This window comes from Methylomonas sp. HYX-M1 (genome assembly GCF_040741385.1).
GTDB classification, from domain to species: domain Bacteria; phylum Pseudomonadota; class Gammaproteobacteria; order Methylococcales; family Methylomonadaceae; genus Methylomonas; species Methylomonas rhizoryzae.
Genome location: NZ_CP160405.1, coordinates 2,418,928 through 2,432,160, shown reverse-complemented (window position 1 = coordinate 2,432,160; position 13,233 = coordinate 2,418,928). Strand labels below are relative to the sequence as shown.

10 protein-coding genes are annotated in these 13,233 nt (G+C 54.9%); 4 read left to right on the top strand and 6 right to left on the bottom strand.

The features are described 5' to 3' along the window. Positions 1–210 precede the first annotated feature (210 nt). Positions 211–2,607 carry a phosphoenolpyruvate synthase gene (gene ppsA, locus AB0A83_RS10940; protein ID WP_150048322.1) on the top strand — a complete coding sequence of 799 codons (2,397 nt, stop codon included), beginning with the start codon at positions 211–213 and terminating at the stop codon, positions 2,605–2,607. Positions 2,608–2,649: 42 nt separating this feature from the next. On the opposite strand, the gene AB0A83_RS10935 is transcribed toward ppsA, so the two are convergent. Then, complete coding sequence (locus tag AB0A83_RS10935; RefSeq protein ID WP_232056626.1) at positions 2,650–3,063, bottom strand: hypothetical protein; 414 nt, start codon at positions 3,061–3,063, stop codon at positions 2,650–2,652. Positions 3,064–3,280: 217 nt separating this feature from the next. Continuing rightward, entirely contained in the window at positions 3,281–4,711 is a 1,431-nt protein-coding gene (gene sbcB / locus AB0A83_RS10930) for an exodeoxyribonuclease I (protein ID WP_367154133.1), read from the bottom strand. Positions 4,712–4,838: 127 nt separating this feature from the next. On the opposite strand from sbcB, the gene AB0A83_RS10925 reads away from it, so the two are divergent. From AB0A83_RS10925 to AB0A83_RS10915, 3 genes are all read left to right on the top strand, one after another. Continuing rightward, a complete protein-coding gene (locus tag AB0A83_RS10925; RefSeq protein WP_150048318.1) occupies positions 4,839–5,435 on the top strand; it encodes an SRPBCC family protein in 597 nt (198 codons plus the stop codon). 61 nt (positions 5,436–5,496) lie between these two features. Beyond that, entirely contained in the window at positions 5,497–6,447 is a 951-nt protein-coding gene (locus AB0A83_RS10920) for a YncE family protein (protein WP_150048316.1), read from the top strand. Positions 6,448–6,492: 45 nt separating this feature from the next. Beyond that, the gene (locus tag AB0A83_RS10915; protein ID WP_150048314.1) at positions 6,493–6,780 is read left to right on the top strand and encodes a hypothetical protein; all 288 of its coding nucleotides are present in this window, start codon (positions 6,493–6,495) and stop codon (positions 6,778–6,780) included. A gap of 35 nt (positions 6,781–6,815) precedes the next feature. Here AB0A83_RS10915 and AB0A83_RS10910 read toward each other — a convergent pair whose 3' ends face one another. The 4 genes from AB0A83_RS10910 to recC all read right to left on the bottom strand — a co-directional run bounded on the left by AB0A83_RS10910 (position 6,816) and on the right by recC (position 13,218). Further along, positions 6,816–7,049: a FeoC-like transcriptional regulator gene (locus tag AB0A83_RS10910; RefSeq protein ID WP_150048312.1), complete on the bottom strand. Its 234-nt coding sequence runs from the start codon at positions 7,047–7,049 to the stop codon at positions 6,816–6,818. Next, positions 7,046–9,364 carry a Fe(2+) transporter permease subunit FeoB gene (feoB, locus tag AB0A83_RS10905; RefSeq protein ID WP_367154131.1) on the bottom strand — a complete coding sequence of 773 codons (2,319 nt, stop codon included), beginning with the start codon at positions 9,362–9,364 and terminating at the stop codon, positions 7,046–7,048. The genes AB0A83_RS10910 and feoB overlap by 4 nt, the downstream gene beginning before the upstream one ends. Further along, positions 9,361–9,594, bottom strand: a complete 234-nt coding sequence (locus tag AB0A83_RS10900) for a FeoA family protein (protein WP_150048308.1) — start codon at positions 9,592–9,594, stop codon at positions 9,361–9,363. Before AB0A83_RS10900 ends, feoB begins: the two co-directional genes overlap by 4 nt. Before the next feature lie 162 nt (positions 9,595–9,756). Continuing rightward, positions 9,757–13,218: an exodeoxyribonuclease V subunit gamma gene (gene recC, locus AB0A83_RS10895; protein ID WP_367154130.1), complete on the bottom strand. Its 3,462-nt coding sequence runs from the start codon at positions 13,216–13,218 to the stop codon at positions 9,757–9,759. Positions 13,219–13,233: the final 15 nt, after the last annotated feature.

Below are 13,233 nucleotides of genomic sequence, written 5' to 3'. Positions count from 1 at the left end.
GACCATTCTGGCTGCCGAGCATGCGCCGAAAAACCTGGATTCGGCGCAGACGATAAAACGTTTCGATGGATGCCGTGTGTTTAGCGTACAAGAAATTCTCAAAGCGATACCGGCCAGCGCCAAGATTTCGATACGATTTACCCTTGCAATTCCGTACGCCCGGCGGGGAAAATGGCTGCTCGACCCTATGTTAAAGCCAAGGAGCGCGTTATGAGCAGTCCCGCCCGTTATATCCGCTGGTTCCACGAATTGACCATCCACGACATCCCGCTGGTTGGCGGCAAGAATGCGTCGCTGGGCGAAATGTATCGAGAACTGGCCGGGCAGGGGGTAATAGTACCGAACGGTTTTGCGGTCACTGCCGAGGCTTACCGTTATCTGTTGGATCAAGCCGGGGCGTGGGATGATTTGCACGCCTTGCTGGATAGGGTAGACGCCGACGACGTGGCCGATTTGGCCCGCCGGGCCGGACAAGCGCGGGAACTGGTATACGCAGCGCCGCTGCCTGAGGATTTGCAGGCCGAGATTTTAGCCGCATTCGCCGAATTGCAGCGCGAATACGGCGACCAGCTAACCGTCGCAGTGCGCAGTTCCGCCACGGCCGAGGACCTGCCGACCGCCAGTTTTGCCGGCCAACAGGATACTTATTTGAACATACGCGGCGGACAAGCGCTGCTGGATGCCTGCAAACGCTGCTTTGCCAGTTTGTTTACCGACCGGGCGATTCATTACCGTATCGATCAGGGGTTTGACCATTTCAAAATCGGTTTGTCTATCGGCGTGATGAAAATGGTGCGTTCGGATTTGGCGGCCAGCGGGGTGATGTTTTCGCTGGATACCGAATCCGGCTTCGAAGATGTGGTATTCATCACCGGCGCGTACGGTTTGGGAGAAAACGTGGTGCAGGGTGCGGTTGACCCGGACGAGTTTTACGTGCATAAACCGACGTTCAACCAGGGTTTCCGTGCCGTGCTGCGCCGCAATTTGGGGGCCAAGAAAATCAAGATGGTCTACAGCGACGGCAGCACCCGCGAGCCTATCCGCAACATCGTAACCTCGGCCGCCGAACGCGCCCGTTTTTGCATCAGCGATGCCGACGTGCTGCAACTGGCCGATTTCGCGCTGAAGATCGAACGGCATTACGGCCGGCCGATGGACATGGAATGGGCTAAGGACGGGCTGGACGGCAAGTTGTACATCGTGCAGGCTCGCCCGGAGACCGTGGCTTCCCAGCGAGAACCCCAATGGCTGGAGCAATTTGAATTGCTGCAACGTGGCGAGGTGCTGGTCAAAGGCCACGCAGTCGGCAGCAAAATTGCACACGGGACGGCGCGGGTGATTACCCGGCTGTCGCAATTGACCGATTTTAAGCCAGGCGAGGTGCTGGTGGCCGATATGACGACGCCGGATTGGGAGCCCGTGATGAAAACCGCCGCCGCTATCGTCACCAACCGCGGCGGGCGTACTTGCCACGCGGCCATCATAGCCCGCGAATTGGGGGTGCCGGCAGTGATAGGCTGCGACAACGCCACGGCGGCGATAACTAACGGGCAAACCGTGACGGTGTCCTGCGCGGAAGGCGACGTCGGCAAGGTTTATGCCGGCCACTTGGAATTTAACGTGCTGCGCACCGATTTGAGCGCGATGGAGCGGCCGAAAACCAAGATCATGTTGAATCTGGGCAATCCGGAATTGGCGTTTAAACTGAGCTTTTTGCCCAACGACGGGGTCGGTTTGGCGCGGATGGAGTTCATCATCACCGAATACATCAAGGCTCATCCCATGGCTTTGCTGCATCCGGAAAAAGTCGCCGACGCAGCCGAACTGGCGTTACTGCAAGATTTGACTGCGGGTTTTGAGCGGCCGGCGGAGTTTTTCGTGCAGCGTCTGGCGGAAGGTGTCGGCAGCATCGCCGCGGCGTTTTATCCCAAGCCGGTGGTAGTCAGAATGTCCGACTTTAAAAGCAACGAATACGCGACCTTGCTGGGCGGGCACTGGTTCGAGCACGACGAGGCCAACCCGATGATAGGTTTTCGCGGAGCGTCGCGTTACGTGCACCCGGCCTATGCCGAAGGTTTCGCGCTGGAGTGCGCGGCCATGAAACGGGTGCGTGATGACATGGGGTTGCACAACGTGATCTTGATGATTCCGTTCTGCCGTCGCATTGAGGAAGCCGAGAAGGTGTTGGCCTATATGGCCGAATGCGGTTTGCGCCGCGGTGCGAACGGTTTGCAGATTTACGTGATGTGCGAGATTCCGAATAACGTAATCTTGATCGACGAGTTCGCCAAATTGTTCGACGGTTTTTCCATCGGCTCCAACGACCTGACGCAATTGACGCTGGGCGTGGACCGGGATTCGGAAATCGTCGCTCACGATTTCGACGAGCGCGATCCCGGCGTCAAGACCCTGATTAAGTTAGCCGTGGAAGGCTGCAGGCGCAACGGCAAGCATTCCGGCTTATGCGGGCAAGCACCGTCGGATTACCCGGAAATGGCCGACTACTTGGTGGAAATCGGCATAGATTCGATGAGTTTGAATCCGGATACCGTGCTGAAAACCACCCAACGGATTGTCGCGTTGGAACGCCGCCGAGAAGCGAGTTGAACCCGTAGCCGTTCCATCCCGGCACGCCTTATGTCGGTTTTGTCAATGCAGCGTGGCTTGCACTTCCTGCACAGGCGTAAACATCTGCATGTGTTCGTTGGCGTTGAACAACACCTTTTGTTCGGTAAAGAATTCGGCGGCGGCGTCTATCGCGTCCAGAATCACCGCGTGGACGTATTCCTCGGCTCGCTCGGATTGCAGCATGTTGGCCGGCACCGCCGCTTCGAAACGGGCGATCAGGCTTTCTTGGTCGTAGGCCCGCAATCTTAATCCCAGAAAATCGGCTTGTTCGTGGACCCCGGGTAGCATGTAAACGATGTCCACCGTAGGGCTGCGCTGCTGGGCCGGATGATTGCGCAATGCAGCCAACTCACGTGCAACTTTGATGATGGCTTTGGCCACCACGCTGTCTTCCAATGCTCTGTCGGGCATCATCGAGCTGATATATAAGGCCATATTGTCCTCTAAACTGAATGGTTTCGTATTACTGAAAGCAAGTTTCAGGCCGCAGGAAAATGACGGGTTCCTTGCATTGGTTCGCCGTTTAAGCGCTTGATAATGCCCGTACTTTTAATTGAATAACAGATAACGCCGCATTCGTTGTCGCGGATTTTTGTAGCAAACGCGCGGGTTTTTATGCAGCGCGCGCTCGGGTTAGCGTAAACCCGACAGTTCACTCGGCGAGCAGTTGGGTCGCATAAACCCGCAATTGCTCAAGAATTTCGAGATTTACTCCCGGTTGCTGCGCCAGGTCTTGCAATTGTTGCAGGTAGACGCCCGGAGCGTTGTCCGGGCCGTCTACCTGCAAGCGTTGGCGACGGAAGGCGCGCCAAGCGGCTCGTTCGGCGTCGCTCAAAGTGTGCGGATAATTGCGGGCTCGGTAGCGAAACAGCATTTGCGCTAAGCGGGTGTCTGTAAACTGCAGGTTCAATTCGGCTAATCGAGCCGGCGGCGTTTGCCGTATGGTTTGCATGGCGGCTTTGTCGGCCTGACTGAAAAAACCGCCGCTATAGATCTGCAAGTCCGGATCGTCCGCCGGATCGGCAGGGTCGCGCACGAATACCTGCTGCAGCTTGGTCTGCAACTCGCGGCCGAATCCGGCTTGGATCTGTGCCAAATGCCGTTGGCATAAGCCGATGTCGATCTTCAATCGCTCGGCGTCGGCCGGGCGCACTACCTTGAGCGGCGCCAACACCGGAGATTTATTCACGTGCACGGTTTTGAGCGCGATGCGGGCAACGCCGTCCGGCAGTTCATCATTCGCCACGAATAAACGCTGTTTGATTCCATCGCTGCTGAGTTCCAGCAAGGCCGTCGGGTCGACGCTAAGGTCGTAAACCACAACCTCGTTTTGATTCTTAGGATGCAGACATAGCGGCAACACGATGGCGATACAGTGGTTTTTGGCCGGGTAGCGGCCGGAGACATGCACCAGGGGCGTAAAGCTACCGACATTCAGCAAGCGTAGCGCCGCTTGTTTGCTGCGGTTTACATACAAGTACTGGTACAGCTTGGCTTGCTTGCGGCGTATCAATTTGGCCAGAGCGATGGTGGCGTAGACGTCCGACAAGGCGTCGTGCGCGGCTGCGTGGCCTATGCCGTTGGCGGCGGTTAACAGCTCCAACCGAAAACTAGGCGTTCCATCCTCGTCCAGCGGCCATTCCACGCCGTCGGGCCGCAACGCGCGAGCGGCTCGCACCACGTCGATCAAATCCCAGCGCGAATTGCCGTTTTGCCATTCCCGTGCATATGGGTCGAAAAAATTGCGGTACAGCAGATTGCGAGTGACTTCGTCGTCGAAGCGGATGCTGTTGTATCCCAAGCTACAGGTACCTGCTTGCACCAACTCCGCGTGAATGCGGGCGATGAATTCGGCTTCGCAGCAGCCTTGCGCGTTGACCGTTTGCGGGGTGATGCCGGTGATCAAGCAGGCTTGCGGGTGCGGAAGGTAGTCGTCGGCAAGTTTGCAATACAGCATGACCGGATCGCCGATGGGATTGAAGTCCGTATCGGTGCGTATGCCGGCAAACTGACTGGCCCGGTCGCGTTGCGGGTCGGTGCCGAAGGTTTCGTAATCGTGCCAAAAAAAACTGTTTGCGCTCATGGCCTGAATGTAAAGTCTTAGCAAATACCTGGGATTTTTTCCGCAAAGCGGCTTTTGCGGCTCTCGGCATCGGGATTTTATTTTATAATTGCCGGCTAGTTTTATGAGACTCCGATAGGAAAGAATTATGAAAAAAACCTCGCTATTCGTTTCGGCTGCGTTGTTGCTGTTCAGCGGTCTGGTCAACGCACACGGTCCGGTCAGAGGCAAAATGACCGCCACTATCACCATCGACGCACCGGCCGCTAAAGTTTGGGACGTGATTAAAAACTACGACGATATGTCTTGGCATCCAGGCATCAAAAGCGTCAAAGCCGACGCCGGCAACAACAAAGGCTCCGTGCGGGTATTGACCTTGGCCGACGGTACCATTACAGAAGAGCTGAAAGCCTATGACGATGCCAAAATGTCTTACAAATACAAAATCACCGACATGAGCTCGACCGGTACTATCAAGCACGCCGGCCAGGACGAGGCCTTGCCCGTATTGCCGGTCGGCAACTATGCGGCCGAGATTTCGGTGGCGGATAAGGGCGGTAAGGCCGAAGTGGAGTGGGTAGCCACTTATTACCGCGCCTACGTCAACAACAATCCGCCGGCCGAACTGAACGAAGAAGCTGCCGACAAAGCGGTTACCGACGTGTTGACTACGGGTTTGGAAGCCATTGCTAAAAAAGTGGCCCCCGGCAGCAGCGCTAAAGCCAGCACCGAGTTAAAACGTTAACCGCGTCTGCAACGGCTTTCGGCGTGCGCCGCTGAAAGCCGTATGCGTTTTCGAGCCCAATATGCCCAACTATTCGTTTGCCGCTATCGTACTGCTGACATTGATCAGCAAAGTAGCGTCGGCCCAGCCTTTCGCCTTCATCACCAATCAGCTTGATAACAGCGTATCGGTGATCGATACCGCATCGCAAACTGTGGTGCAGACTGTCAAAATCGACGGCAAACCGGCCGGTGTTGCAGTCAATGGGCCGCGTCGCCACATCTATTTCAGCACCCCGGAAGGCGGCGGTTTCGCGGTGATGGACCGCGACTCCTTCCAAATTTTAAACAAGGTCAAAGTCGGCGGTGCCTCGTTAGGGATTGCCGTGGATAACAGCGGCGAACGGGTGTTCGTAGCGGATTGGTACGAACATTCGGTGGCGGTATTCGATACCGAAAAGTTTGTGCAAAAAGCCGTGATCAGCGTGGGCAAGTCGCCGTCCGGCATGACGGTTAGTCCGGATAACAAATGGCTGTACGTTGCTAACCGGGTGGACGATTCGGTGTCGCAAATCGATCTGAATAAATTGACCATACGCAATACCACCAAGGTGGGTGCCCACCCTTTCGGGATAGCGGTGGACAGCCAAGGTAAACGTTTGTATACCGCCAACGTAGAAAGCGACGACGTGACCGTTTTGGATACGAAACGCTTGAAACGGCTGGCGACCGTAAAAGTCGGCGCTCGGCCTTATGCCGTTACTTTGGCGCTGAACGACAAGCTGTTGTTCGTCACCAATCAAGACGACAGTACCGTTTCCGCCATCGATACCGCCTCGCTTAAAACCGTGGCAGTGATTCCGGTGGGCGACAAGCCGGAAGGTATCAGCACTCATCCGAACGGCCATTTAATCTATGTGGCCAATTGGTTTGACAACAATGTATCGGTGATAGACGCGGTATCGTTGACAGTGGTCAACACCATTGCCACCGGCGAGGGTAGCCGGGCATTCGGGGAGTTTATCAGCCCTTAACCGCGTGATACACTGCGCGCCGTTTTAATTTCCGTGTAAAAGACTATGGCAGAGACCGTTGAAGAATTGACGATACGCTACGAAGACGGCGGTATCGAGACCGTAAAAGAGTTGGATAAAAAAATCCTCAGCAAAGGGGCTTGGGCGACGGTCATTTTCCGTTATCAAGATTGGGAGCCCAGCAAAAACCAATATAGCGCCGACCGATTCAGCATACGCCGCTATCAAAAACGGAACGGCGAATATCAGCAAAAATCCAAATTCAACATTTCCAGCGAAAAGCAAGCGCAGGAAATCATCGATGCATTGCAGGGCTGGTTAAGCGAGCAATAAACGGGAGGGCCGAAAAAGGGCATTCGGACGTTCGGCTATTTACTGCCGTCGTCCACCCATTCGTAGATTTCGGTTAATAGAGGATCGCACTTGCAGCAGCTGCTGCCGCAATTGGATTGTGTAGGACTCAATCTAACCTTGCCCTTGTTAATCCACTTACCCAACATGCCGCGAATCGCATCGGCGTCCACGCCGAAACGCAACACTAAATCGTTCAAACTGACCCGGCGCTTGTCTTGAAGATAGTTGCGCAAGTCCGACAAGATCACGTTAGCGCCCCATGCCGCTGATTGGGTTGCCGGCTACCGTAATAGCGCAAAATCCCGATTACCGCTACAAACAAAATAGTAAATAGAACTATCCAAAAAACGGCTAGGGCGGGTTGTTGCGCGAAGTTAACGGCTTGATAAAACACGGTCGCCGCCATATAAGCTAGAAAAGTCGTCCAGCAGCCGACGAATACGGCCCAGGCAGGGCTGGTTTCTTTGTAAATTGCCGCGCTGGCCGCCACGCACGGGGCGTACAGCAAGATAAACAGCAAATACGCGAAGGCCCCGGTTTTACCGGCGAATTGGTTTTGCATCACGCCGAAGGTTGCGACTTTAACTTCTTGCCGCTCTGCCGCTTGAGCGGCGTCGGAAATGGCTGCAATGCCTAAACCCAAGGGATCCAGCACTTTGTCGGCCAAATCGGCCAAATTCTCCGGCACCGTCTTGCACGCGGCCAACAGCGCCTGTTTTAATTCGAACTCCGGTGCGGCTTCTGCCTCCCCGGTTTCGGCCATCTGGCTATATAAGGCGTCCAAAGTACCGACGACGGCCTCTTTAGCCAGAACGCCGGTAAAAATTCCGACAGTGGCGGGCCAATTATCTTCACGGATGCCCATGGGGCTAAACAAAGGGGTTAATGTTCTGCCGATTTGGCTCAATACCGATTGGTCGCTGTTTTCCCGGCCGAAACTACCGTCCGTACCCAACGAGTTGAGTATGTTTAAAATTAATACCATGGGGACGATGACTTTGCCTGCGTTGAAAATAAAGGTTTTCAATCGGTCCCAGGTTTTAATGTAAATCCCGCGTAGCGTAGGTAAATGGTAAGTCGGCAATTCCATTAAAAACGGGGTGGGTTCGCCTTGCAGCAGGGTGTGGCGCATGATCAAGCCGGTCAATACCGCTACGAATATGCCGAATAAATACAGGCCGAACACCAGATTTTGTCCGCCGACCGGAAAAAACGCCGCCGCGAACAACGCATAGACCGGCAAGCGCGCACCGCAGGACATGAATGGGTTCATTAGGTTGGTCAGAATCCTATCGCGCGGATTGTCCAAGGTGCGGGTGGCGATGATGGCCGGCACGTTGCAACCGAACCCGACTATCATAGGCACGAACGATTTACCCGGCAGGCCGATTAAGCACATGAAGCGGTCCATCACGAACGCGGCCCTGGACATATAGCCGGAATCTTCCAGCGCCGATAGGAAAATAAATAGAAATCCAACGATCGGAATGAAGGTAGCGACCACCTGCACGCCGCCGCCTATGCCGTTGGTCAACAAAACCACCAGCCAATCCGGCCAGTCGAGGCTGCTCAACCCTGCGTTCAAGCCGTCCACCAGCAAGGCACCGACCGCTTGATCGAAGAAGTCGACGAAGGCGCTGCCGACGTTGATCGTGAACATGAACATCGCGTACATGACCAACAAGAATATCGGGATGCCGAGAAAGCGGTTTAACACGACGGCGTCTATTTTGTCGCTGGTATGGCGCGAAACTTCGGACAATTTACAAACGGCGGCTTGCACCAATTGATTGACTAGACCGTAGCGGGCGTCGGCGGCCAGAATGTCGATTTCGTCGTCCGTTGCCGATTCTATTTGTTTGCGTAAGGTTTCGGCATGAACCAAGGTTTCCGAATCGGCCAATTGTTTCGCCAAAGTGTCGCGTTCCAGTAAGCGTAAAGCCAACCAGCGGGCGTCGTAGCGAACCGACAAAAAAGCCAGCCTTGAGGTCAGTTGTGCGACCGCCGCTTCGATAGCCGAATGGTAGGGAACACACAGCCGGGGCGTTTGCGGTTGTAAACACGCTTGTTCTATCGCTTGCTTCAATTCGGCTATACCTTGGCCTGTCGCTGCGGTAACGCCGATGACCGGGCAGCCCAGATGCTGGGATAACTCGGCTAAATCGATCTTGATGCCGCGTTTTTTGACGGCGTCCATCATGTTGAGCACCAATATCATCGGCACCCGCATTTCGATCAGTTGCGTGGTCAAATACAGGTTGCGCTCGATGTTGGAGCCGTCGACGATGTTGATGATGATGTCGGCTGTTCGAGAAGCTACGTAATCGCGGGCGACTTTTTCGTCCAAAGATACGTTGTCGTCGTCGACTTCCAACGAATAAGTGCCGGGTAAATCGACAACGTAAACTCGATTGCCGCGAAATGGGTATTCGCCGGTTTTCTTTTCTACCGTGACGCCCGGCCAGTTGCCGACATGCTGACGGGCGCCTGTTAAGGCATTGAACAGGGTGGTTTTGCCGCAATTCGGATTGCCGACAATGCCTACGGTAAAACCGTCGCTCATAATTTTTCTATCATCAGTACCGAAGCTTCGTTTTTACGTAACGACAGCGAGAATCCGCGCAATTTGATTTCCACCGGGTCGCCCATCGGCGCAAAACGCGTGATCGTGAATTCGGTGCCGGGCGTCAAGCCCATGGCCAGCAGTTTTTTGCGGTACGCGCCGCCTGCCTGATCGAAACCGACAATGCGGCCGGAATCGCCGGCCGCTAACATCTTGAGTGAAGTCATCATAATGCGTCGCCACCTATAGCCAAAAGACAATTAATAATGGTTCTCATTAAAGCGAACTATAGCATAACGGCTTTGTGCTTTGCAGTAAGTAAATCGCATCGCCTTGTGGAACAAAGAAACAATCAATTCGCCGTTCGTGGCGCTCATTGCTAAAGTCGCGTATTAACAGTCGACAGCGTGGGCGTAAGCAAGAATAGGGCTGTACAAGCGCAAGGCCCACTCTTCGAAATTGGGCGAACTGGTGTTGATTAAGTCGTTGAAGTCGGCAAAAAACCGGGCAAGGTAAGGGTCGAAATGCACTTCGCCGGCATTCCAATCGCCGCCATGGTATTGAACCCTGGCCTGCTCTAAAGCTTGATCGCCTTCGCCGCTTAACCAGACAAACGCTGTTCGGCATGCAATCGGCAAGGGTTGCAGCATTCCCGCATGCCAACTTTGCAACAGGTTTTGAAACAACTCGGCTGCTGTAGGCTCATCGATAGGCAAAAACACCACCGTGCCGTCCGAGCCGATTACCGTACTCTGCAGTGTCAGGCCGTCCGCGCTGGCGGCTATATGGACTATCCAAGCGCGCAGCAACTTGTGATATTGGATATGCGATTTTTGATACAAGGATTGACTGGTGACCTGCGATAAGTGATAAACGTTTGCCGCGCTGTCCAATTTGAGGCCGGACAATGTGGCGGCAAATTTGACGGTGACTTCGCCTGGTAAGTGAAACGTTTTGTTGATTTGCCGGGAATAAGTCGGCGAGTCGAGTTTTTGGACCCACTCCGCATATCGTTGTCGGCTTTGAGAGGCCGGATGAGCGATATTGTCGAATGCAGCTGCGGCAAATCCCGCCAAGGGCAGCTTGCCTTGGCCGACGAGTTGCTGGTGCCGCTCGCTTAAAATCCGCGCCGACTCGCCCGTCTCGGCACTCAATAAGTCGCGCAACAAAGTTTCGCTTTGTACATAGCGGTCGTCAACCTCGCAGCCGAAGGGCTCATCGTCTTGATTGGTTGCGGTTTCGCCGGCAAAACAGAGCTTCAAGCTGTGCAGGCAATAGCTTTTGACCGGTGCTCTAAGGAATTGAGCCAACTGTTCCACACCCAGTTCGTAATCCGCGCCGTTGAGCTCGGCAAAAACTTCGGATGCATCGGCTTGGGCAACTGCTGCAAACCATTCTTTTGCGTAAGTGAATAAGCGTTGGTCTCTACCCGGCTTGACGTACTCCAGGCTGAACGGTTGCAAGGGATGCTCCGGAGTAATGGCCGCCAGCAAGGATCGATTGCCGGGCAAACGCCAACTCTGTTCGATAAAGTCGCGCAATTGACCGATCAATACCGACGGCGGTTTTACGCTATTGTCGCGCACGCTACGGCCGACCCAGCCGATATAAAGCGTTTCGCGCGCGGACAGCAGGGCTTCCAAAAATAAATACTGATCGTCTTGGCGGCGCGAGCGGTCGCCGGGCCGGTAAAAACCGCGTTGCGCCATTAAATCGAAGCCGTGCGGGTAATGGCTGCGCGGATAAGCGCCGTCGTTCATGCCGAGCAAGCATATCATCCGAAACGGGATGGCTCGCATCGGCATCAGGGTGCAAAAATTGACGCTACCGCTCAAAAAACGTTGTTGCAAATTGGGTTCGTCAATCGCCGACAACCAAGCTTCGCGTACCACCTGCAGCGATAGGGTATCCGAATTGTCGCAACCGCCTTGGGTACAGGCGCGTAGCCAGTTCGTAAGGGCTTGCCTCAAGGTATCCAGCATTTGCGCGTCGCGTTCGCTGTCGGACAGGAAAAAATCGTCCAGCAACGCCTGTAAGCGTTCCGACCATGCCGCGGCGCAAAGCGGCTCGTGCAACTTTTTGAAATAGGCGGTGAGTTGATCCAGCAAGTCGCATAGCGGACCTAGCCATTGAGCCTCCAGACCGCCGATTTCATCATACGGCTGAATCCCTTTAAACGCTGAGCCGGCGCCGACCGCATAACCCAGCAACATGCGGCGCAGACCGAACTGCCAAGTATTTTCGGGCAACGCGTTAGACATCCCTCCGCTTAGTGTCCGCTGTTCGGCGTCCAAGCCCCAACGAATGCCGGCTTGCTCCAGCCACAAACGAATTTTTCCGACCGCTTGCCGGTCAATCCCGAATCGTTGACAAAGAGCCGGAGCTTCCAGCAATGTCAACAATTCGCTAACCTGAAAACGCGATTCGGGCAGGCCGAGCAAAATCTCCAAGGCAGCCAGTAAGGGATGTGCGCCTCGCTGTTGTTGATCGGCCAGGCTAAACGGAATATAGCGCGGATCGTCGCCGGAAATTTGCCCGAAAACGGCGCGGATGTGCGGTGCGTATAGATTGATGTCCGGCACCATCACCACAATTTCGCGAGGCGCTAAAGGTTTGCCGGCCGCTACGGCGGATTCGAAACGCGCCAGCAAGCTGTCGTGCAGAATTTCGACTTCGCGTTGCGGGCTGTGGGCGACATGGAAGATGAGCGAATTATCCAAGGCGTCTAAGACTAAAGGTTGTGCCGGCGATGGCTCCAGATCGAGCACCGCTTGTTGCAGTCGTTGCAGCAGCGTGCGCTGCCCCTCTTCCCCGTAATCTTGAAACAAATCGATTTTTTGCTGCGGCCAGGGCCAATGGGCATACGCGGCAGTGTCGTCGAATTGGTCCAACAAACGGATGTAATCCCGGCCTTGTTTTCCCCAAGCGGCAAGGAGGGGGTTGGCGTGCAAATGCAGCGCTTCGGGATTTAGACTATCGCTCATGCCCGCTTTATGGCGTTGCCGGCGCTGTTTGGCCTTCAATAAGTCCTTGTCTTCTATGATATCCGCCCAGTAGTGACGGCACGGGTTTTGTACGAATAATACGATTTGGCAAAATTGCCCCAATTGTGCCAACACCTCCAACGTTTGCTGCGGCAAAGACGACAGGCCGAATAAAACGATGCGTCTCGGTAACGACTGCGGTCGCTCGGACAAATCGCCGATTCGCCGCAGGAAGGCCGTATGCACCGCCGCGCGGCTGGCATAGTCGGCCGTTTCGCCCAAATCCAGCAATACTTCGCGCCATAAAGCCGCTTGCCAAACTTGATCGTCCGGGATTGGGCAAGCGTTACCGTGTGCGTCGCGCAATTGATCGGCGCCCCGAGCCCAGTCGGCCATCCAATCCGATCGATACACTTGGTATTGGTCGAACAAATCGGCCAATTGTTCGGCCAATTGCCGGCGTTTGCGCTGGTCGGCGTCGCCGGACAGAAACTCGGCCAAAACGGCGAACGAGGGTTTTTGTACCAATTTCGGCAACAGCCGAAACAGCCGCCACGTCATGGGCGCTTTGGATAAAGCTTGCTGTTTAGGAATCTGCTCGCCAAGAACCGCCCGGTAAACGCTCCAAACGAATAACGAAGGCAGTTGAAATTTCAGCGCCGCGGCAATCCCCAGCGAACGATTCAGGGCTAGGTTTTGTTTTAACCATTGCCCCATACCGCTGCTTTGCACCAGGAACACTTCGTTTTCCAGCGGAGCCAGCGGGTGCTCGCGCAACCAGTATTCGACTACGTCGCGTAAGGTTTCCAGTTGATTGGCGTGTATGACGGCAATACCGCTGGCTAAAGAAGGGCTTTCGGTTGCGCTCATGTCGGCTCTGGCGCT